Origin of the sequence: Virgibacillus salexigens (assembly GCF_000723585.1) — a bacterium.
GTDB lineage: Bacteria > Bacillota > Bacilli > Bacillales > Amphibacillaceae > Virgibacillus > Virgibacillus salexigens.
Genome location: NZ_CCDP010000001.1, coordinates 800635 through 822530 on the forward strand (window position 1 = coordinate 800635; position 21896 = coordinate 822530).

Here is a 21896-nt window from a genome sequence, read left to right on the forward strand (position 1 = left end):
GGTTGATTCACTTGTGAGTTTCCTGTTTTTTGTGAATCAATTGAAATGCATGTAAACCGAGCCACATCGTAATCAATGCATAAATGGATCCTCCAAAAATAAAAGTCAATGCAGGAAGTGTTTGGTAAATGAAGAATAAAATCGTTAGACAAAGAATCATTAAAAACGTATGGAGCGGATGAATCAACATAATTAAAAATGCTTGCTTTATTATCTTAAATACATGGAGGTCATAATGGACATATGTTGGAAAAATGTAAAATAAGAAAATGATATACAATAGTATAAATGCAAATAAAGGTACTTGTATCCAATCTAATCGACTTGCCTGGATATACCAAATATCCAGACATATTAACAGGATACCTGGCAAGAGGATGGCCCCGAGAATATTGCTTTTCCTAAATTCTTTTTTGTAGTATACCCAGAATGTACGGAGCACAGGAATATCCGTATCCCTTCGTAACCATTTGCGTATAATTGCAAACATAGCAGTTGTAGAAGGGAAAATCCCGATAATAATAGCACCTATTAAGGAAAAAAAGATCCATAATACATTGACCAAAGCCATTTTAGTTATCCATTCTAGTATCCGATAAAGTACACTGTTCATATAAGAATCTCCTTAACTATCAAAAGTCCTATATCTTTATATTATAATGGAAACGCTTTTTGTTCTAAACTATTTCTTTTATTATAAACTTAGTTTATTCAATAGACAAACTAATGATAGATTGCTATACTTTAAATTGAAAGCATTTACATGAAAAGTATTATTAATAGGAGGTATAGATAATGAAATATTTCAACAATGTACCAAAAATAAAGTATGAAGGTGCATCATCAACCAATGCCTATGCATTCAAGTTCTATAATCCAGATGAAAAGATCGGCGGAAAAACGATGGAAGAGATACTTCGTTATGCAGTCGCTTATTGGCATACATTTACTATGGATGGGTCAGATCCATTTGGTGCGGGAACAATGGTGCGTCCTTGGGATAAGTATACAGGTATGGATTTAGCAAAAGCACGGTTGGACGCCGCTTTTGAATTATTTGAGAAATTAGATGTTCCATTTTTCTGCTTTCACGATGTAGATATCGCGCCCGAGGGAAGGAATTTAAAAGAAACCAATCAAAACCTAGATACGATTGTTAGCTTAATGAAGGACTACATGAAAGATAGCAAAACGAAATTGCTCTGGAATACAGCGAATAACTTTACCCATCCACGGTTTATTCATGGTGCGGCTTCTTCTAATCATGCAGACATCTTTGCTTATTCTGCAGCTAAAGTGAAAAAAGGACTGGAAATTGGAAAAGAATTAGGTGCAGAAAATTATGTGTTCTGGGGAGGACGTGAAGGATACGAAACGCTCTTAAATACCGATATGCAATTAGAAATGGATAATCTGGGTCGTTTTTTCCATATGGCGGTTGATTATGCCAAAGAAATTGGATTTAATGGACAGTTCTTAATTGAGCCAAAACCAAAGGAGCCCACGACACATCAGTATGATTTTGATGTAGCTACAGGATTTGCTTTCTTACAAAAGTATGATTTACAAGATCACTTTAAATTTAATATTGAGGCAAACCATGCTACATTGGCTGGCCATACCTTTGAACATGAGTTACGCTATGCTCGCATTAACAACATGCTGGGTTCTGTTGATGCAAATCAGGGCGATCCGTTACTTGGGTGGGATACAGATGAATTTCCAACCGATTTATATAGTACCACGCTAGCTATGTACGAAATTCTTAAAAATGGTGGGCTAGGTCGTGGTGGCCTTAACTTTGATGCGAAAGTAAGAAGAGGTTCATTTGAACCAGAGGATTTATTCCATGCGCATATTGCCGGAATGGATAGCTTCGCTGTTGGTTTACGTGTAGCACAACAATTAATTGAGGATCAAGTGCTAGATGGCGTTATCAATGAACGATACAACAGTTATAATGAAGGTATTGGCAAAGAAATTGTTGAAGGGAACACCGATTTTCACAAATTAGAGGCACATGCGTTAGAATTAAAAGAGATAAGCCATCAATCTGGACGACTTGAAAAAATTAAGACAACAATGAATCAATACTTACTTAGAGCCTATGCAGGTGAATAAGCGGTACTAAATGAGGTGTGAGCAATGAAGTACGTGATTGGTGTGGATTTAGGAACAAGTGCAGTAAAGTTATTATTAGTCAATCAGCTTGGCGAGGTTGTTAAGGAAGTTTCAAAATCGTATCCGTTAATACAAAAAAAGGCAGGTTACAGCGAACAAGACCCAAATGAGTGGGTCACACAAACATTAGCAGGATTAACGGAGTTATTACAGCATTTCCAGGGTGATAAAGCAGCCATTCAAGGAATGAGTTTTTCCGGGCAAATGCATGGGTTAGTTCTTATGGACAATAACAATCAAATTATTCGTCCTGCAATTCTTTGGAATGATACAAGAACAACAGATCAGTGCAAACAAATCTACAATATCGTTGGAGAAAAGCGCTTATTGGAGATCACTAAAAACCCTGCTTTAGAAGGATTCACCTTGCCAAAATTACTGTGGGTCAAGGCAAATGAACCAGGTAATTATCAAAAGGCAGCCAAATTTGTATTACCAAAGGACTATTTACGGTATAGATTAACCGGACAATTGCATATGGACTATTCCGATGCTGCGGGCACTCTTCTCCTAGATATAAATAAGCATCAATGGAGCACGGAAATTTGTGAACTGCTCGATATTTCTACAAGTATTTGCCCCCCGCTCATCGGTTCCCATGAATCAGTAGGAAAGATCAATGCCGAAATAGCTGCAGATACTGGTCTCTCTCCAGCAACACGTGTTTTTGCTGGGGGGGCAGATAATGCTTGTGGAGCAATTGGTTCTGGCATATTAGAGGATGGCAAGACGTTATGTAGTATTGGGACTTCAGGCGTCGTGCTCTCCTATGAATCTACCAATGATAAAGACTTTCATGGGGAGGTTCATTATTGTAATCATGCCGTTCCAGATGCCTATTATACGATGGGAGTTACGTTGGCAGCAGGACATAGTTTAAGTTGGTTTAAAGAAGTAGTTGCTAAAGAGGATAGCTATGAAAATCTTCTAAATGAGATCAGCGCTGTTCCTCCAGGATCAAATGGATTATTATTCACCCCATATATTTCAGGAGAAAGAACCCCCCACGCAGATGCGAATATTAGAGGAAGTTTTATTGGTATGGATAGCTCGCATGAGCGACGTGATTTTGTTCGTGCTGTTTTGGAAGGTATTACTTTTTCTCTTCATGAATCGATCTCGATATTTCGAAAGAGCGGAAAGCAAATTGATACCGTTATTTCAACGGGAGGGGGGGCAAAGAATTCAGAATGGCTACAAATGCAAGCAGATATTTTTAACGCAAGAATAATTAAGCTTTCTAGTGAACAAGGCCCTGGTATGGGTGCTGCTATGTTGGCGGCATTTGGCTGCGACTGGTTTGATTCACTCCAGGCATGTGCAGATACATTCCTACAGGTCGAGCATGAGTTTTACCCTGATTCAGATAAAGTCAAAATGTATCAGCAGTTGTTTCTTCTTTATAAAAACATTTATTACCAAACAAAGGAATTAAATGAAGCTTTGGTTGACTATCGAAAGTAAAAGACAAGTAAGTGAATTTCCCTTTCTCTTCCTAAAGGTGGGCATCATAGAGGATGTTCAATAGGTAGAAAAGGGTTTTTCGTTTAATAGAATTTGTTTTAAAACAAAAGAGTATATGTGAAGGGGAAGAAAGCGTATGTTGAGAAATGCCATTATACAACCCTACTCGATGTATATGAAAACATAGAAGGACAACTACCCGTTTAGCTGTCCATCTATGTTTGCTATTAGCTAATTTTGGTCTCTTTTGAATTGTTCCACATGTTTTCCATCTCTTCTAATGTCTTTCCTTTCGTTTCTGGTACAAACTTCCAAACAAATAGGGCAGAGATTACACTGACAATGCCATAAATTCCATACGTCATTCCACCACTATATTCCATCATCATTGGATAAGTGGAAGATACAAGATAGTTGGCTGCCCATTGTGCGGCTACTGCAATTGCTACAGCTTGGCCACGAATTTTATTAGGGAAAATTTCAGAAATAAGTACCCAGCAAATTGGGCCCCATGACATCATAAATGAAGCAGTATAGATAATAATAAAGATTAATGTCCCAATGCTTATAATATTGGCAAAAGCTAATCCGGCAACTCCGAACATTCCAACAGCCATTCCAATGGAGCCAGTTATTAATAATGGGCGGCGTCCTAATTTATCCACCGTAATAATAGCAATAATCGTGAAGATTACATTCACCAGTCCCATCACAATGGTTTGAAGCATAGAAGCATCTTTTGCTGCACCCATGCTTTCAAAAATACGAGGTGCATAGTATAGGGCAACATTAATACCTACAAATTGCTGGAAGACGGAAAGTAAAATCCCGATAACGATTACCGTTTTACCATAAGCGAAAAGCTTTGATTTAGAGGCGCTTTTTGATTGTTTAATATCTTGTAAGATGTTGGAAGCTGTGTTCTTCCCATTGATCTTTGTTAAAATGGTTAAGGCTTTACTTTCTTGATTGGTTAATGCTAAGTATCTAGGTGTTTCAGGTACAAAGAAAAGGAAAACACCAAATAATAATGCTGGAATAGCTTCTGAAGCAAACATAAACCGCCATCCCATTTCATTTATCCAGTCTAATGACTGTCCTCTTGCAATGCCCCAATTTACAAAATAGACGACTAACATTCCAAATATAATGGCGAATTGATTAAAAGATACAAGCCTCCCCCGTATAGTAGCTGGTGCAATTTCACCAATATACATCGGCACAATTGCTGAAGCCAAACCAACTCCAATCCCACCGATTATTCGGTAGAAATTAAAGGTAAGTAATAGACCAATTGTTGGTTCTCCCACTTCGAAAAATAAAAACTCTGGGTAGGCTGAACCTAATGCTGACAATAAAAAGAGAATTGAGGCTACAATTAATGATTTTTTCCGTCCAAAGGTCGAAGAGAAAAAGCCAGCAATTATTCCTCCTATGATACATCCAATCAAAGCACTAGAAGTAGTTATTCCATGAATAAATGAACTTAGCCCCAATCCATTAATTAGATAATTCTCGATAGATTTCTCTGCCCCTGAGATCACAGCAGTATCGTAACCAAATAACAGTCCACCTAAAGTTGCCACAAAAGTAATGGAAAAGATATAAAGGGAGTTTCTATTCTTTGTCATGTTCATTTTAAAGCCAGGTTATAAATCGCTTACATATAACGATTTCAAAAGAAGCAAGTAACCTGTCTTATCCTCCTTTCAAGATTTGTTTAGCGCTTTCAATTTCTGAAATTAAGTATAACAGGAAACACTTAGTTTGTCTATCGGATAAACTAAGGTGGTGGAAATAGGTATGAATCTAGCTAAAGAACACAGGTCATGAAGATCTTCTTACTTGGGAAGTGGTTTTGCTGACTCGTTATAGCAGAGCCCGTGCCTGTGGAGAGCATGCCTGCTTTATACCGATTTCGTATTGTCTAATAACGAATGAGATCGATCATGAATTTATAGCGGTCCGCTCGGTACGAAGATTTTACGACTTCCAGTGTATGTTTATTCTCTAAATGAGTAGTTCGTTGCATAAGAAGAATCGGGGAATGTTCTTCAATTTGAAGATGTTTAACTTCTTCTTCATTTGCAATCGCAGCTTCAATTAGTTGAAATCCATCCATAATCTTTAAATGAAGGGTATTTTCAATATATTGATAGAGTGAATGCTGGACAATTTCTTCTGTGATTCCCATTACTAGGTTTGCTGGGATATACGTGCGTTCGAGTGCCATAGGAATATCTTCAGCCAGTCGTATTCGTTTGATTTCATACACTGGTGCGTATTCTTTTATTCCTAGCTGTTTAGCAAGCTCCTTTCCAGCTGGAACGATCTCAAACTGAAGTAATTTGCTGCTTGTTTGCATTCCCCTTGCATGCATTTCTTCTGTAAAACTAGTCAAGCCTTGTAACTTCTGTTCAAATTTTGGTCCCATTACAAAGGTGCCCTTACCTTTTATTCGATAAAGGAGTTGATCACTTACAAGATTCATAATTGCTTGCCTGACTGTCATTCTACTTATATTGTACGTTTCGGCGTATTCACGTTCTGAAGGTAATATATCTCCAGGCTGTAACTCCTGTTTTTCAATTTGATTCTTAATATGTTTCTCAAGTTGATGATAGATTGGGATCGGAGATTTTTTATTAATCATGTCGTTACTCCTTAGTTGAATATATTCCTATTCTATTTTATATAGAAAGAAAATTTTCATTTATTAGTTAATTAAAGCATAGCACCAATCTATATAGTTGTCTAGAACAGTTAATTGGGAATGTAAATGGAATAATTAATCATGATATGAAGGAATGTCGATCGTTTAGGGGGATGAAATAATCATTTTATAACTAACGAATACAAATGAAGCGTACCTTCATTTAACACGTTATATTGTGAATGCATTTGTGATTATGACAGCCATAAATATTGGTATAGACATATAGACCTATGTTCGATTTGGAAATTGCATACAATACTGCTCACAATGCAATGAAAGGTTTTTGCAAGTAAGCAACTATAATAAGCCTTTAAAACAAATTTTGAAACATGTTACATACATTAATGACGTGTTAATGGCATGAATATATGTCCAAATTGAATAGAGAAAGGAACTAGGATTAGGATAAACATCACAAATATAGCGATTACATTTTTTAGATTGATAATATTGACATTTTTCAGAAAACTGGTACTATCGGTATAGACAACTAAATGTTACTTAAGTTGTATTATTTGTAATAACAAAAAAAGGGGGAGAAATATGGTGAAGAAAAGAAGTTTTGGGTTTTTGGTAATGATTATGTCAATTTTTCTATTGCTTCTTGCTGCATGTGGAGATGATGGAGGTAATGAATCTTCAGGAGGAAATGATGCAGAAGCGAAAGAGGATGTAGAGCTACGAGTGGTTACTACAATGGCAGGTACGGATCCGGCAGGTGAAGTGTTTGAAACATTATTAGAAGAATTTAAGAAAGAAAATCCTCATGTTTCCATTGTCAATGAGTCTCAATCAGCAGATGCTGGTACAATTCGTACCAAAATAAATACCGACTTTACATCGAACAACGAACCAGATCTTATGTTTTATTTTAATACGGTAGATGCTGAAGGAATTATCGATGCTGGAAAAGTGGTGAATCTTGAAGAAGCAGAAGGTGTAGACCTTTCTGGTTATGGAGAGATGTTGGAACAGCAGCGATATGAAGATGGTAATCTTTATGCTGCTCCACAAACCGGTTTCTATGAAGGGTTATTTGTCAATAAAAAATTATTTGAAGAACATGGCGTAGATTTGCCAACAACTTGGGAGAAATATGAAGAGGCAATTAAACAGTTCTCCGAAACGGATATTATTCCAGTAGCTGCTTCAACCGAAGATTCTTATTACGTAGTAGAGCATTATGCACTAGCTGCTGGTGGTGCAGAGAACTATAATGCTACCTTGGCAGATAAAAATGCGGCATGGGCAGAAGGTCTAGATAATATTGGGAAACATGCAGAAATGGGAGCGTTCCCCGAAGATGCAGGAACGATTGATCTAGCGATGGCTTCCAATCTTTTCCATCAAGAACAAGCAGCAATGCTCTATGAAGGTTCTTGGGCGTGGGGAAGTATTCCAGAAGAAGTTGCAGAACATGTAGAAGTATTGCCAATGCCGATTTACGCAGAAGGTGGATCAACTGGAGATGTTGTAGGTGGTGCTTCTCAAGGTTGGTTTATAAGTACAAAAGCGTATGAAGACGAGAATAAAAAAGATGCCGTTGTTAAGTTATTCAACTTTTTAACATCAGAGGAAAACATTTTACGAATTGCAGAAGCTACTGGACAGGTTCCAGCAAAAGGATCGCTATCTGATTTACCAGAAAATATTGCAGTAGGTCATAAAATGGTAGATGAAGCAGGATCAGTATTGACTCCAATTAATGACCGGATTCTACCAGAAGCTTTTACACTTATTCGAACAAGTGTACCACAAATTGTAAGTGGTGATAAAACAGGTAAGGATGTACTTGAAGAAGCTGCTGCTTTAGAATAATTCATGATAAGGCTGTCTCCATCGTATGTGAGGCAGCTCTTATTTAAATCATGTTAAAAAGGGGTTCATTATGAAAGGTGATCGATTCGTTATATTTCTTTTCTTAGCGCCAGCTTTTTTAATCTCAGCTGTTTTTTTATATTATCCTTTTTTCGAAAACATTGTTCAAAGTTTTTATAATACGGATGGTTTTTTTAATTCGGAATTTATTGGATGGGATAATTATAAACGGTTGTTTGAGGATGAGATTGCCATTGGCGCAACATTAAATTCATTAGAATTAATGTTATATGTTGCTATTTTTCAAGTAGGTATAGCTTTGGTGTTAGCGGTAATGGTCGACTCGATTAAACATGGGGTTCGTTTTTTCCGCACGACGTTTTTCTTTCCAATTGTCATCTCCGGTGCTGCTATCGGTTTGTTGTTTACATTAATTTATAATCATCGCAATGGTCTCTTAAATGAAATATTAGTGAATTTAGGATTTGAACGAATTGTTTGGCTGACAGAGCAATCGTCGTTGTACATGGTGGCAATTCCCACGATATGGAGTTATGTAGGCTTTTACTTTTTGATCATACTAACAGCGATAGAAAAGATCCCAGACGATTTCTATGAAGCAGCTAAATTAGAAGGAATTACAGGGTTTCAACGAATGACCAAATTAACGATTCCTCTAATTGTTAGCGATTTAAAAACATGCCTTGTTCTAGCAATTACAGGAGCATTAAAGATATTTGAATTGGTTTACATTATTACGAGGGGCGGGCCAGCAAGATCTTCGGAGGTTTTAGGTACATACATGTATCAAAAAGCTTTTGATGATGGTGCGATTGGCTACGGTGCTACCTTAGCAGTACTGATGGTCGTCATAGGTCTGTCATTGGCGTTCCTTACGAATACGTTTTTAAGCAATAAGGATGAGGTAACCTATTAATCGATGAATTTTAACAAGAAAAGTGGTGAACACAACTTGGGTACTGAAGAAAAACAATTGACATTATGGGAAAGTTTCCTTGGCCGATTGTTTACAAAATCTAAATTTGGCAAACTATTTATTTATACGATCCTGATTGTTTGGTCAATTTCTACAATCTTCCCACTACTTTGGGTATTTTTAAACTCGTTTAAGCCATCAAAAGAGATTATCACCAATACGTTTCGGCTGCCAGCTGACCCAACATTGCAGAATTATTTGAATGCTTTTGATACAATAGATATTGGAAAGAGTTATCTGAATAGTTTTATTATGTCTGGGTCGGTTGTGTTTTTTACCCTATTCTTTGGGGGGTTAGCAGCTTTTGTTATGGCGAGGATGCGGTTTCGTCTTCGCGGAGTGTTGCAAACAGTTCTAGTAATGAGTTTGTTAATTCCAGCATTTGCTACGATTGTACCTGTTTATCGAATGATGATCGATCTCGAATTGGTGAACACGTATTGGGCATTAATTATTCCACAAACAGCAGGGAATCTACCATTTGCCATTCTCGTTATTAGTGGATATATGGCAACGATACCAAAAGAACTGGAAGAGGCATCATTAATGGATGGGTGCAGTCGCTGGTCAATGTTTACGAGAGTATTTCTTCCGGTCTCATTGCCTATTTTCGGTACAGTGGGGACATTTGTATTTTTATGGTCGTACAATGACTTATTTACATCGCTTGTTCTCGTTGAACAGGAGCAAGTCCGTCCGATCGTTGTTTTATTATCACATGTCAGCTCCCAATATGGTACAGATTATGGTCTAATGACAGCGGCAATTGCGATGACGGTTATACCGGTGATTGTCTTTTATTTATTCGCTCAAAAGACATTGGAAAAAGGAGCAACTTCTGGAGCAGTTAAAGGGTAAACAGGGATAATGGTGGAAAGTGATGCATATGCTTTCTACCAATCTTGTTACATTGACAAAGGGAGGATGAAAGATGAAGCTCAAATTAGAAGGAGATACAGAAGCAGTACTATCAGGAGTTCATGCCTTGCAGCAAGAGTTAAACTTCAAATTGACAGATGATGGAATTCCTATACATATCGAGCAAGCAGATAACCAATTATCCGTTTCATATGAAGATGGACGAGCGAAAATTGTATTTGGGGAAAAGGCAGGCTTTTTCCGTGGGCTAGGGTTATTTTTCCAGAATTATGCACAGAAGGAGGCATTTTTCTTAGAAGAAGAGCCGCAATTTGACACGATTGGTCCAATGTTTGATGTCTCACGGAATGCCGTGATGAGAGTAGATCAATTTAAGGGGATCTTTCGTAAATTAGCATTAATGGGCTTTAATGCCGCCATGATTTATATGGAAGATTTATATGAAATAAAAAACGAGCCCTATTTTGGATATATGCGGGGGAGGTATTCCCAGGAAGAATTAAAAGCGCTTGATGACTATGCAGATCAATTTGGAATTGAAGTTATTCCATGTATTCAAACGCTGGCACACTTGGAAGAGTTTTTGAAGTGGAGTGATGCCGCTAGATTAAAAGATACACGTGGAGTACTGCTAGTTGAAAGTGAAGATACGTACCAATTTGTAAAAGAAATGGTTGAAACGGTATCCAAGCCGTTTCGTAGTTCACGTATCCATATTGGAATGGACGAGGCGGAAGAATTGGGCAGAGGGGTCTATTTGAATAAATTTGGTTATAAGGATCGTCTCGAATTAATGACCAAGCATTTGGAACGTGTGTTAGAAATCGTTGAAGCAAATGGGTTAAAACCATTCATGTGGAGCGATATGTTTATTAAGCTAGCATCAAAAACAGGAGATGCTCATTATGATCCTGCTACAGAAATTCCTGAAGAAATCATTGAAGCAACACCTGAGAATGTTACGTTAATGTATTGGGATTATGCCCATACAAAAAGAGAAGATTACCTAGCTATGATGGGAAAGCATAAGGCCTTTGGAAGGAACCCTGCTTTTGCTGGAGGTATATGGGTTTGGAATACATTTGCAACGAATTATGGATTGTCCCTAGATGCAAGTCATGCAGCCTTACAAGCATGTAAGCAAGAAGGGATTCAAGATGTATTTGTAACCCTTTGGGGAGATGATGGCTATGAAAATAATTATTATTCTGCTTTATTAGGTTTGCAATTATATGCCGAGCATGCGTATACTAACGATTTAGATCGAGAGAAAGTGACGGAGCGGGTGAAATTTATTACAGGTATAGAGGAAGGAGCCTTCCTATTATTAAATCAATTAGATGCCATTCCTGGAGTAGCAAAAGATAATAAAGAACAAACCAATCCTTCTAAGTTTTTACTTTGGCAAGATGTATTACTTGGCGTATTTGATAAACATGTAGAAGGGCTTGATCTTTATTCACATTATCAAGAACTAGCGCAAAAAATCCTAGCGATACGAAACCCGGATCATGAATTGGATTTTATCTTTGATGTACCTCAGAAATTAGCAGAACTATTGAGTTTGAAAGCGACGATTGGTGTAGAACTAAAGGCCGTCTATGATGCAGGCAATAAAGAAGGATTAAAACAAATAGCCGATCAGATTTTGCCAGAAATTTTGGAGAGGGCAGAAAAGTTACGCATTGCTCATCGCTATCAATGGTTATCTATGAATAAACCATTTGGCTGGGAAGTAATTGATATACGTTATGGTGGATTAAAGTCAAGATTGGATACAGCGATCCATCGGATTAATCAATATTTACAAGGTGATATTGCCATGATTGATGAGCTCGAACAAGAACGTCTATATTATCATGATATTAAAAATTCAACTGCAATTGGCTGGTCTAGTTATTACTATCGCATGGCTACACCAAATGTATTCTTCCATGTGCTTCCAATATAATCAACAGGGAGTGTGTCTATGACAACAAAAGCGAATCCTTATCATGTATATGTAGGGACGTATGGAGAGGAGTTAGATGCTTCCATACAAATCCTATCCTTAGATACAGAGGCAAGGACTTTGAAACTAAAAGCGACCGCAAAAGGGATTAAAAACCCCTCTTACCTAACGATAGATAAGCAGCAACAGTTACTTTATGCAGTAAGTGAAGTAGATCAAGGAGAAGTCGTTTCGTATCTAATAAGGGAAGATAATGCTTATTTGACAGAACAAAGTTATCAAAGCACCTATGGAAATGGTCCATGTTATGTAACCATGGATGAAACAGAAAGCTACTTATTAACTGTTAACTATGGAGAAGGTACAACGACCGTGCATCAGTTACAGGAAGATGGTGCAATTGGTCCACTAACGGATCAACAGGAGTATGGTGCTGGTTCACATCCACATACCATTGTACACCTTCCCTATACTCATAAATATGTAGTGACTGATTTAGGGTTAGATAAATTATATCTATACCGCTTTCGTAATGGAAAACTAGAACTCATCAATAGCTTTGATACCGTTCCAAAGTCAGGCCCAAGGCATGTAGCCGTAGCAATAAATCATCGGAAGCTGTATGTCGTGAATGAGTTTAATTCAAAAATTAGCGTTTACCACTACAATGAAAGCATAACAGGCTTACAACTCGTCCAAGAAATCAGCAGTCTACCTGCTGATTTTGAAGCGGATAATTTTGGGGCAGATATTCATATTGCCCATAAAAAATCATATTTATATGCCTCCAATCGAGGACATCATAGTATTGCTATATTTAAAATGGATAAGGATGGAACTTTATCGTTGGTTGATTATGTATCAACAGTAGGAGATTGGCCGAGAAGTTTTGCTCTTACTCCAGATGAAAATGGGATGTTAATTGCAAATGAGCATAGCAATTCAATTGTATTAATGGAAATTGGAACGAACGGTATCCCTAGATATTCAGGGATTGAGTATTGTATTGACGCACCTGTCTGTGTCAAAGTCAAGTGATGATAAAAGTTTGGGGTGATTGCAATTCGGCTGTTGAGAAACTCTCGGCGGCCATTTTTTAGCCTCATCGACAAGATGCTTTCTAGCAGTGACTTAAAGAATTGGATAAGAGAAGAGAATGGAGGAGAATGTCTACATATATCTAGGCAACAATCTAGCTTATTACGTGAACCTGATTATTGATGTAAGTTGATTCCGATGAAGCGAAAGCCCGTCATTCCTTTGGAAAAACGAGCGACTTCGAATTCGTTGAACCTGATTTTTGCAAAGAAGCTCTGGCCTTTGTCCGCGGAAAATCGGGATATTCCGCTCCTGAATTATGAACGCAGCTTATCGAAAAAATCAATGCTTCAGTATGTTTCTTTATAAAGTTCTTTGAATAAGGCTTCGGCATGGGAGCGATTATCTCCATCTTCTCGAATTACTGCGATTTTACTTGCTGACGCAATTGCTAATCCTGAAAACAAAGGATGATCACTTAGATCCAAACCATATGGGTGTTCCTTCGTATCTGATTCCTTTTGATGAAAAAGCAGCGTGACAGATGATGGAAGTGCTAATTGTTCTAATGAAAGAAAAGGTCCATCCTCTACAAAGCGTTTAAAATAATCAAGGTCAAAAATGTAAATATCAGGCTTATTTTCCTTGATGGCAATCTGACCTTGTTGAAAATTTGCCATATCTTCTGTTGCGTTTACTTGATTAGGTACATACACAAGCCTTATATGAATACGCTCCCAATTTGGGAATGATTTTTGAACCCGTTGTTCGATAGAGGAGAAATCCTCTTCCTGATAATTACCAAACAACATAATATCTAAATCTGCCGGGGCTTTGTTTGCCTCATTTGATTTAGCAATTTGGCCTTCGATAAGGGTATAGCCAAGTGAAGATACGAGGAAAAGCAAACAGATAGCAGCAATCGTATGATATTTATAATGGTAAGAAAAGTTTTCGATCCGTTTTCGAAATGTATCCGAAGTATGTTTGTCCATATGCAACGATCCTTTTCATAGATTTGGTGCAAAGCTGCTGATGCTGTTACGTTGGGTTGATTATACCATAATTTAAATGCCATTCTGTTCTACATGGAGAATATCTATCGGTCCAAAACCATTCACGCGCTACGTTTCTACTTTCTGTATGAGGGTATATTACTGCTAGTCAATAAAAGGAGGGGGACAATGTTAGCCATTATTTCATGAGTTTTTTTAGCAATCGGATTCTTCTGTTCTTTGATTATAATTATGGGTATTATTAGGCATCCGCAAATGATGGAAATCATGGATGTGGTTTGGCCAATAAATGGATGGTTTTTGGGTCCATTGGCGCTGTGGACATATTTTAGATGGGGGTCGAATAAAAATATAGATATTCAAGACAACCGCCATCAAACCGCTAAAGTATTTGTTTCTACCAGTCATTGCTCAGCAGGTTGCACTGTCGGAGATAATGCTGTTGGTGTTCCCTTTGTTGTTTGGACTGTAACGATTGCAGGCTCCACCTTATCTGCTCATTTAATAGTAGAATTTATACTCGCCTACATAGTTGGTATTATATTTAAATTTTATACCATCTATCCAATGAACGAAGCACAGGGAAGGATGGGTTCCATTAAGGCAGCCATTAAGTCAGATTCAATCTCTCTAATTGCATTTGAAGTTGGAATGTTTGGTTAGATGGTAATTGTACATTTTATCCTATTTACCCAGTAAATCAACCGAGTCTATTTATTGATATATGATGCGAATTGCAATGGTTTTAGGTTTTCTTACAAGCTATCCTCCTAATTGGATTCTAGTACGGAAGAACATTAAAGCAGCGACGTGAGTCAGGAATTCTATTAAAACCATCGGATTAGAAAGATAGAAAGACCCTCTTAATAAGAAAAGGGTCTTTTTTAAGGATAACTTTTATTTCAAAATAGTGCCAAGTGAGTAAAAGTAAGTGAGATAACTGGTATTGTTTGAGGATGCTGTTCCTTCACTAACAAGCTCCCAAACCTCAGCTTCACCTGGTGTTTCACCTTGGGTCCACCATTTTGCTTCATAAATATTTCCATTATAGGTTACTTGATCTCCACCTAGGTAAGTTTCGTTTGCATCCCAGGCAGGAGCATCACTTGGTTCTCCGGGATCAGGTTCGCCAGTTCCTGGATCACCAGGTTCTACATACTCCCCATCGAAGTTGGCATCAATTACATTGTAAAATGCATTTGCTGTATCAGCCACTTCCCAGTAAGCAAGGATGACATGATACCCTATTCTATCTGGAATCACGCAGTCATGATTAACTGTAAATGGAGGGCGATCTCCATTATCATCAATGGAGCAGAATCGTTCGAAATCAGAACGTTCTAAAGGATCATTTGGATCCCAGTCTTCTTTTGTGATGTAATATTCCCATTTATCTGTTGCATGGGCAGCTGTTAGTGTCCATTCGAATGTAAAAGCACCACTTGACATGGGAACCTTCGCCCAGCGATCTTCCGATTGAGCATCGAGTTCATGAAAGATATTTGCACTGGCAATTTTTCCATCTGGAGGACCACCTTCTGGATAATTACCAGGAGCTTCAAGACTTTGCGGTTCATAGATCACAGCACCACAGTCATAGTTGGCTCCGTCAGCACATAATAAGTTACGGCTCTCTGGATTATTAACATATCCGTGTGCGGATACAGAATTAGCAAAAGCAACGGAACATAATAACATAATCAGAGCACCTAAAGTGATTTTCAATGTTTTCGGAACGGATGTTAGTAAATTCATTTAATTCCTCCTTGAAAACGTAAATGGTGCGAAAGGTCGGGTGAAATGAAATTAGAGCAGTGATTGAATAGAATAAGAACTTGATATATTTTATAAACGGATTGTTGTCATAGAATAGCTGAGTTATTAGAAGAGCAATACGTTCTTATAATTAAGGGGGAGGTGTACATAATGTTGGTTTCTTGATTTATTGCTCCTGTCTAGACAACTGTAACAAAGTATACAAATTTATCCTCCTCTCTCTAATATTTGTCATAACCTTTCGCTTACTTCAAGTATACATAAGTAGATACAAATATCAACAGAAGGTTAAGAATTTACAGATAATTGATGAAAAAGACCTGCCTAAAGTAGATAATTTCTTAAAATAGTTCATATTTACCAATTTTCAGGAATTTATGATGTGGCTGTAGACTTCGAATTAATTATAAACTGGTATGGTCATCCTAACATAATAATGCCTTTGTTTAGACAGGAGGGATGTCTTTCGTTCTCGGGAGTTTCCTTAAGATGAATTAAAGCAGAGCCCCTAAATTGAAGGGAACTGGCTCTACATAGGTGATGCTAGCTTTGCCAAGTTAGATGAGTCCAAGGAAAGTATAATCAATATCAGAGTGCAAATGAAATATGCCTCCGTATTTTAATCATGTCAACAATGGAGATGACAAAATTATATTTAGATTTCATTGAGAAAGCCCTTTCTTGGACAGTAAAATTGTATTAGGAATTTCGATATAAAAAACATTAAATCTATAAATAGAAGGACATCCTAAGTCCGTGAAAGGAGTGTTTATCAATGGCTGAAAATAAAGGTTTTCGAGCCAAAGTCCAACGTTTTGGAAGTTATTTAAGTGGTATGATTATGCCGAATATTGGTGCATTTATTGCGTGGGGAATTATTACTGCTTTATTCATTCCAGATGGATGGTTGCCAAATGAAAGCTTAGCACAATTAGTTGATCCCATGATTAATTATCTATTACCGCTGTTAATTGGTTTTACTGGTGGTCGAATGCTTCACGGCCTCCGTGGAGGAGTTGTTGGTGCAACAGCCACCATGGGAGTTATTGTAGGAGCCGGAATTCCAATGTTCTTAGGGGCAATGGTGATGGGTCCATTGGCTGGTTATGTCATGAAGAAAATTGACCAAGGGCTGCAGCATCGCATTCGTTCTGGTTTTGAAATGCTTTATAATAACTTCTCTGCTGGTATCTTGGGAGCTGGCTTGGCAATTATTGCTGCTTTAGCAATTGGACCAGTGGTCGAAGGGTTGAATAATGCGTTAGCAGCTGGAGTAGAAGCAATTATTGCTGCTGGCTTACTTCCATTAACCAGTATTATTATAGAACCGGCAAAAATTTTATTCTTAAACAATGCCATTAATCATGGAATTTTAAGTCCGATTGGGGTTGAACAAGCAGCAGAAGCTGGAAAATCGATTCTCTTCTTATTAGAAGCAAATCCAGGACCTGGATTAGGTATCTTATTAGCATTTTCAATTTTTGGCAGAGGTGCTTCAAAAAGTTCTGCGCCAGGTGCTGCAATCATCCAATTTTTAGGTGGAATTCATGAGATTTACTTCCCATACGTGCTAATGAAGCCAGCACTCATCCTCGCTGTAATTGCTGGTGGTATGAGTGGAGTGTTTACCTTTAACTTACTTGATGCAGGTCTAAGAGCAGCGGCATCTCCAGGTAGCATTTTCGCGATATACGCAATGACAGCCCAAGGAAGTTATTTTGCTGTTACAGCTGGTGTTTTAATCGCAGCAGTTGTGTCCTTCATTATCGCTGCATTTATCTTGAAAACTAGTAAGACTAACGAAGAAGATTTAGTAGAAGCAACTGACAAAATGGAAGCAATGAAAGGCAAGAAAAGCTCTGTTTCAGCTAATCTTACAGAGGAGCAAACGGTGGAAACAGAAGGGAATACAGAAAAGCCTACCGAAGATGTCAATAAGGTTATCTTTGCTTGTGATGCAGGAATGGGTTCTAGTGCAATGGGAGCTTCCCTCTTGAAGAAGAAATTCGCTGATGCATCGATTGACATTGATGTAAATAACACAGCGATTAACGAGATTCCAGATGATGCAGATATTATTATTACCCATAAAGATTTAACCGATCGTGCCAAAGCAAAAAGACCGAATGCCGAACATATTTCGGTTGAAAACTTCTTAAATAGTCCAAAATATGCAGAACTAGTTGAGCGCTTACGTAAATAAACGTAACGAATTAATAAGTAGGGGGTGAACAGATTGTACCTTACAGCCAGAGAAAGAAAACTGTTGTCCTTATTACGTGAAAGTAAAGATCCGATTCCAGTTAAACTACTGGCTGATAAGTTAACTGTAAGTGAACGCACGATTCATCGAGATCTCAAAAGCTTGGAAGCGGCACTAGTTGATTATAACTTATCCATTGAAAAGAAAACCAGATTCGGTATCCGAATGACTGGTGATTTAGGTAAATTAAAGGATCTAGATCAAGCACTAAATAATGGAGGGACAGTATCGGAGTATACACCGGAAGAAAGGAAGGCTATCATCCTTGCTAGTTTATTGCAAGCAAATGAACCGATCAAACTGTTCACCCTTTCACATGATCTAAACGTGACAATAGCTACAGTTAGTCATGATCTTGATCAAATGGAGAAGGAACTAAATGATTATCAATTAACGTTAATTCGAAAACGGGGCTATGGGGTCGAAATCACTGGAAATGAGGTCGACAAACGTGCAGCAATTAGCTATTTAATTAATCGATATGTCGATCTCTTTGAATATGTGCCATTAATCAAGGAGACGATGAAGCAACGTACCCAACCACTAGATGCAGTTTCCAATCGGTTATTGGGTTTTGTAAATTTAGAGAATTTAAGTATGATCGAGGCTTGTGTGCAAGAAGCTAGCAAATCTTTACCTTACGAATTGGCAGATAATGCATATGTTGGTTTAGTTGTTCATCTCGCATTGGCCATCGAGCGCCTGCAACAAGGAGAAATAATTATGTTTGACCAGGCTTATCCAAGGAAGGAATTCGAAGAAACGAAGGAATATGAAGTTGCTGCTGCGATGCTTCGAAATTTACAAGGAGCCTTAACTATTGAGATTCCTCATGAGGAAATTGACTATATTACCATGCATTTACTCGGTGCAAAATTACGCGCTGACCAAGCTTATGTACTTGAGGATTCCAATTTAGACATCGTTTATCGAGCAAAACAATTGATTGCATATATTGGTCATCAATTACAAGTAGACTTAACAAATAATATGTCATTATTGAATGATCTTGTTACTCATATGCGACCTGCGATTTATCGATTAAAGCAAGGGATGACGATAAAAAACCCTATCTATGATGAGATTGCAAGCAAGTATAAAGCTTTAATCGAGTTACTACGTGAAGGCGTGGAGAAAATATTTCCCCAGATCCATTTTCCAGATGATGAAATTGGCTATCTCGTGCTTCATTTTGCATCGGTGTTACTATATGGAGAAATGAAATTAGAGGTACGGGCATTGGTTATCTGTTCAAGCGGAATTGGGACCGCAAAGTTATTAGCCACAACCTTAATGCAGCGTATTCCAGAAATAAAAGAAGTGGATAATAAATCGATTTTTGACTTATCAAATACGGATTTAGCTGCGTATGACGTGATCGTATCGACCGTACCGTTAAAAGGGTATGATGTAGATTATGTGCTTGCTTCCCCAATGTTATCGCAAGCTGAAGCAGATCGAGTGAAGAAGAAAATAAGGCAGAAAAAAGTGACTTACACACCTTCCAGAGCTCGTCAGCCATCACAGCAAACGGGAATAGATTTTATTACAAAATTAGAGTCAAGACAAATTTACACAACAACAGTTTTACAACTGTTGCAATCCTTCCATATCGAACAGGTGGATGATAACTTAACCCTTGAACAAGTGCTAGATGCGATATGTACGGATTTAGAAAAGCAAGGTTATGTCACCGATAAGCAAACAGTTTACCAGAAATTAATAGAGCGGGCAAAACAAAGTGGTCTAGGTATTCCGAATACAGCTTTAGCCCTGTATCATACCCGTTCAAATGATGTGAGTGACGCCGTTTTCTTTATCTATGAGCTTGCTCATCCAGTGACCGTACAAGGAATGGATGGCGAAGATATGCAAATCACGCGTCTTCTGTTAATGGCAGCGCCACAGGTAACCCATAAGGAAGTCTTAGAAGTATTAAGCTTTTTGAGTAGTTTAATTATTATTCAAGGACAAGAAAGTATCGATCGCTTTGAATTAGGCAAAGAAATAGAGCTGAAGAACTTCTTATCGGAGCAGTTTCAGCAGTTCTTACAGGATAAAAATATACATTAAAAAGGGAGTGCATCACGTTATGACAAAACAAATATTAAGCCCAGCAACAATTGATTTACATGCGCAACTTACAAGTAAGGAAGCAGCCATCCGTCATACGGGGCAAATTTTGGTCGATCAAGGTTACGTTAATGCTGGTTATATAGATAAAATGCTGGAAAGAGAAGCGGTTACCTCCACTTTTATGGGCAATTATGTTGCTATTCCCCATGGTACAGAAGAAGGCAAGAAAGAAATTAAAGAGACAGGTATTTCTGTTGTTACGGTACCAGATGGTGTGGACTTCGGCGGCGGTAATATCGTTAAAGTATTAATTGGCATTGCCGGAAAAGGAGACGAACACTTAGAAATTCTTTCAAAAATAGCTATCATCCTTTCTGAAGAAGTGAATATTGATAATATCTTAGAAGCAACCTCGAAGGATGAGATTATCAGCCTATTTAATGAGGTGAATTAAATGTTAGCCGTCCATTTTGGAGCAGGAAACATTGGTCGAGGATTTATCGGAGCATTGCTCTATGAAGCAAAGTATCGAACCATCTTCGTGGACGTGAACCAGGAAGTTATCGACCGATTAAATAAGGAAAATCAATATGAAGTCATTCTTGCTGGAGCAACCAAGAAAAAGCAAGTGGTGAAGCAAGTATCGGGGATTAACAGTGTAACCAACCCTGTAGATGTTGTTGCTGCCATTGAAAAGGCAGATATCGTCACAACAGCTGTTGGACCAACCATATTAAAGGTAATTGCCAAGTTGATAGCTACTGGATTAGAAGCAAGAGTTGCAAAAAATGCTCAACCATTAAATATTATTGCTTGTGAGAATATGCTTGGTGGAAGCACGTTATTAAAAGAAGAAGTTCTTTCACATGTAACGGAAGAAATAAAGCATACAATTGAACAATATGTAGGTTTTCCAGATGCAGCTGTCGATCGGATTGTCCCAAATCAAGTGAATGATGATCGATTACAAGTCGCTGTTGAACCGTATTATGAATGGGTTGTTGAAAAACCTGCATTAAAAGGAAAAACGCCAGTAATTGATGGTGTTACCTATGTAGAGGATTTGAAGCCATATATTGAACGAAAATTATTTACCGTAAATACAGGACATGCTGTTCCAGCTTATATTGGGCATCAAAAAGGGTATCCTACGATTTATGAAGCGATGCAGGATGAAGAAATTCAAGCCATCATTGACGGTGCTTTACAAGAATCCGGTGAAGCGTTGATTCAATTTTATGGATTTAACCGTCACGAGCATGCTGCCTATCGTTCGAAGATTATCGAACGATTTAAGAATCCACATATTTCTGATGAAGTGACTAGAGTAGGTAGAGGTCCGATCCGAAAGCTTGGAGCTAGGGATCGATTGATACGACCAGCTATACTTTATATGGAAAAAACTGGAAAAATTCCAAGCTATCTTGTAAAAACCATTGCAGCTGCTCTCACCTATGTTAATAATCAAGACAAAGAAGCAGTGAAGTTACAAGCTTTAGTGAATAAAGAAGGATATGCTAATGCATTGCAAATAGTTGCAGAACTATCGGCAGAACATCCGTTAGTGGATGCAGTAATAAAGGAAATCAATAAGTAAAAGAAATCCCGGCTTATTGGCCGGGATTTCTTTTACTAAGCTATTAGCATGGCATGGTTAACTAATTCGAGTTAAGCGAAAGGAAGCATTAACTATCGTTTGACCATCGGCTGTTGTACCAAGT

The 21896-nt window shown here is 37.9% G+C and carries 18 protein-coding genes; 13 read left to right on the forward strand and 5 right to left on the reverse strand.

Annotated features, from left to right (window positions below):
* Window positions 1–7 precede the first annotated feature (7 nt).
* Window positions 8–613, reverse strand: coding sequence for a YesL family protein (locus BN990_RS03725; RefSeq protein WP_038242489.1), 606 nt, complete (start codon window positions 611–613; stop codon window positions 8–10).
* A 182-nt stretch (window positions 614–795) separates the two neighbouring features.
* On the opposite strand from BN990_RS03725, the gene xylA reads away from it, so the two are divergent.
* Together xylA and xylB are read left to right on the forward strand one after the other, a co-directional pair.
* The gene (gene xylA, locus BN990_RS03730; protein WP_021289610.1) at window positions 796–2121 is read left to right on the forward strand and encodes a xylose isomerase; all 1326 of its coding nucleotides are present in this window, start codon (window positions 796–798) and stop codon (window positions 2119–2121) included.
* A 24-nt stretch (window positions 2122–2145) separates the two neighbouring features.
* Window positions 2146–3645, forward strand: a complete 1500-nt coding sequence (gene xylB, locus BN990_RS03735; RefSeq protein ID WP_021289609.1) for a xylulokinase — start codon at window positions 2146–2148, stop codon at window positions 3643–3645.
* A gap of 227 nt (window positions 3646–3872) precedes the next feature.
* Here the strand turns inward: xylB and xylE are convergent, their stop codons facing one another.
* Entirely contained in the window at window positions 3873–5276 is a 1404-nt protein-coding gene (gene xylE / locus BN990_RS03740; RefSeq protein ID WP_031335133.1) for a D-xylose transporter XylE, read from the reverse strand.
* 296 nt (window positions 5277–5572) lie between these two features.
* Window positions 5573–6298 carry a GntR family transcriptional regulator gene (locus tag BN990_RS03745; RefSeq protein WP_021289607.1) on the reverse strand — a complete coding sequence of 242 codons (726 nt, stop codon included), beginning with the start codon at window positions 6296–6298 and terminating at the stop codon, window positions 5573–5575.
* Window positions 6299–6904: 606 nt separating this feature from the next.
* On the opposite strand from BN990_RS03745, the gene BN990_RS03750 reads away from it, so the two are divergent.
* From BN990_RS03750 to BN990_RS03770, 5 genes are all read left to right on the forward strand, one after another.
* Window positions 6905–8179 carry an ABC transporter substrate-binding protein gene (locus tag BN990_RS03750; RefSeq protein ID WP_038242492.1) on the forward strand — a complete coding sequence of 425 codons (1275 nt, stop codon included), beginning with the start codon at window positions 6905–6907 and terminating at the stop codon, window positions 8177–8179.
* A 70-nt stretch (window positions 8180–8249) separates the two neighbouring features.
* On the forward strand, window positions 8250–9116 hold the full coding sequence (locus BN990_RS03755; RefSeq protein ID WP_021289605.1) for a carbohydrate ABC transporter permease: 867 nt from the start codon (window positions 8250–8252) through the stop codon (window positions 9114–9116).
* 3 nt (window positions 9117–9119) lie between these two features.
* Window positions 9120–10034: a carbohydrate ABC transporter permease gene (locus BN990_RS03760; RefSeq protein ID WP_021289604.1), complete on the forward strand. Its 915-nt coding sequence runs from the start codon at window positions 9120–9122 to the stop codon at window positions 10032–10034.
* Between the two features lie 73 nt (window positions 10035–10107).
* Entirely contained in the window at window positions 10108–12006 is a 1899-nt protein-coding gene (locus BN990_RS03765) for a beta-N-acetylhexosaminidase (RefSeq protein ID WP_021289603.1), read from the forward strand.
* Window positions 12007–12024: 18 nt separating this feature from the next.
* Window positions 12025–13044 carry a lactonase family protein gene (locus tag BN990_RS03770; RefSeq protein ID WP_021289602.1) on the forward strand — a complete coding sequence of 340 codons (1020 nt, stop codon included), beginning with the start codon at window positions 12025–12027 and terminating at the stop codon, window positions 13042–13044.
* A 350-nt stretch (window positions 13045–13394) separates the two neighbouring features.
* Here BN990_RS03770 and BN990_RS03775 read toward each other — a convergent pair whose 3' ends face one another.
* Entirely contained in the window at window positions 13395–14039 is a 645-nt protein-coding gene (locus tag BN990_RS03775) for a hypothetical protein (RefSeq protein ID WP_038242495.1), read from the reverse strand.
* 252 nt (window positions 14040–14291) lie between these two features.
* Between BN990_RS03775 and BN990_RS03780 the strand changes: the two genes are divergently transcribed.
* Together BN990_RS03780 and BN990_RS23335 are read left to right on the forward strand one after the other, a co-directional pair.
* Entirely contained in the window at window positions 14292–14723 is a 432-nt protein-coding gene (locus BN990_RS03780) for a DUF4396 domain-containing protein (protein WP_267903249.1), read from the forward strand.
* Between the two features lie 76 nt (window positions 14724–14799).
* Window positions 14800–14874: a DUF4396 domain-containing protein gene (locus BN990_RS23335; RefSeq protein WP_255326114.1), complete on the forward strand. Its 75-nt coding sequence runs from the start codon at window positions 14800–14802 to the stop codon at window positions 14872–14874.
* 83 nt (window positions 14875–14957) lie between these two features.
* Here the strand turns inward: BN990_RS23335 and BN990_RS03785 are convergent, their stop codons facing one another.
* Window positions 14958–15815, reverse strand: coding sequence for a lytic polysaccharide monooxygenase (locus BN990_RS03785; RefSeq protein WP_021289599.1), 858 nt, complete (start codon window positions 15813–15815; stop codon window positions 14958–14960).
* Between the two features lie 796 nt (window positions 15816–16611).
* Between BN990_RS03785 and BN990_RS03790 the strand changes: the two genes are divergently transcribed.
* The 4 genes from BN990_RS03790 to BN990_RS03805 are packed head-to-tail and all read left to right on the forward strand — an operon-like array spanning window position 16612 to window position 21772.
* The gene (locus tag BN990_RS03790; protein WP_021289598.1) at window positions 16612–18039 is read left to right on the forward strand and encodes a PTS mannitol transporter subunit IICB; all 1428 of its coding nucleotides are present in this window, start codon (window positions 16612–16614) and stop codon (window positions 18037–18039) included.
* Between the two features lie 24 nt (window positions 18040–18063).
* The gene (locus BN990_RS03795) at window positions 18064–20172 is read left to right on the forward strand and encodes a BglG family transcription antiterminator (RefSeq protein WP_231378656.1); all 2109 of its coding nucleotides are present in this window, start codon (window positions 18064–18066) and stop codon (window positions 20170–20172) included.
* Window positions 20173–20191: 19 nt separating this feature from the next.
* Window positions 20192–20629 (forward strand): PTS sugar transporter subunit IIA, encoded by a 438-nt coding sequence (locus BN990_RS03800; RefSeq protein ID WP_021289596.1) that lies wholly within the window; start codon window positions 20192–20194, stop codon window positions 20627–20629.
* A complete protein-coding gene (locus BN990_RS03805) occupies window positions 20630–21772 on the forward strand; it encodes a mannitol-1-phosphate 5-dehydrogenase (RefSeq protein WP_038242498.1) in 1143 nt (380 codons plus the stop codon).
* Window positions 21773–21896: the final 124 nt, after the last annotated feature.

What these genes read in the sequence shown, in the direction of transcription:
- BN990_RS03725 (WP_038242489.1), bottom strand. Translation starts at nt 613, where the DNA reads ATGAACAGTGTACTTTATCGGATACTAGAATGGATAACTAAAATGGCT.
- xylA (WP_021289610.1), top strand. Translation starts at nt 796, where the DNA reads ATGAAATATTTCAACAATGTACCAAAAATAAAGTATGAAGGTGCATCA.
- xylB (WP_021289609.1), top strand. Translation starts at nt 2,146, where the DNA reads ATGAAGTACGTGATTGGTGTGGATTTAGGAACAAGTGCAGTAAAGTTA.
- xylE (WP_031335133.1), bottom strand. Translation starts at nt 5,276, where the DNA reads ATGACAAAGAATAGAAACTCCCTTTATATCTTTTCCATTACTTTTGTG.
- BN990_RS03745 (WP_021289607.1), bottom strand. Translation starts at nt 6,298, where the DNA reads ATGATTAATAAAAAATCTCCGATCCCAATCTATCATCAACTTGAGAAA.
- BN990_RS03750 (WP_038242492.1), top strand. Translation starts at nt 6,905, where the DNA reads ATGGTGAAGAAAAGAAGTTTTGGGTTTTTGGTAATGATTATGTCAATT.
- BN990_RS03755 (WP_021289605.1), top strand. Translation starts at nt 8,250, where the DNA reads ATGAAAGGTGATCGATTCGTTATATTTCTTTTCTTAGCGCCAGCTTTT.
- BN990_RS03760 (WP_021289604.1), top strand. Translation starts at nt 9,120, where the DNA reads ATGAATTTTAACAAGAAAAGTGGTGAACACAACTTGGGTACTGAAGAA.
- BN990_RS03765 (WP_021289603.1), top strand. Translation starts at nt 10,108, where the DNA reads ATGAAGCTCAAATTAGAAGGAGATACAGAAGCAGTACTATCAGGAGTT.
- BN990_RS03770 (WP_021289602.1), top strand. Translation starts at nt 12,025, where the DNA reads ATGACAACAAAAGCGAATCCTTATCATGTATATGTAGGGACGTATGGA.
- BN990_RS03775 (WP_038242495.1), bottom strand. Translation starts at nt 14,039, where the DNA reads ATGGACAAACATACTTCGGATACATTTCGAAAACGGATCGAAAACTTT.
- BN990_RS03780 (WP_267903249.1), top strand. Translation starts at nt 14,292, where the DNA reads ATGGGTATTATTAGGCATCCGCAAATGATGGAAATCATGGATGTGGTT.
- BN990_RS03785 (WP_021289599.1), bottom strand. Translation starts at nt 15,815, where the DNA reads ATGAATTTACTAACATCCGTTCCGAAAACATTGAAAATCACTTTAGGT.
- BN990_RS03790 (WP_021289598.1), top strand. Translation starts at nt 16,612, where the DNA reads ATGGCTGAAAATAAAGGTTTTCGAGCCAAAGTCCAACGTTTTGGAAGT.
- BN990_RS03800 (WP_021289596.1), top strand. Translation starts at nt 20,192, where the DNA reads ATGACAAAACAAATATTAAGCCCAGCAACAATTGATTTACATGCGCAA.
- BN990_RS03805 (WP_038242498.1), top strand. Translation starts at nt 20,630, where the DNA reads ATGTTAGCCGTCCATTTTGGAGCAGGAAACATTGGTCGAGGATTTATC.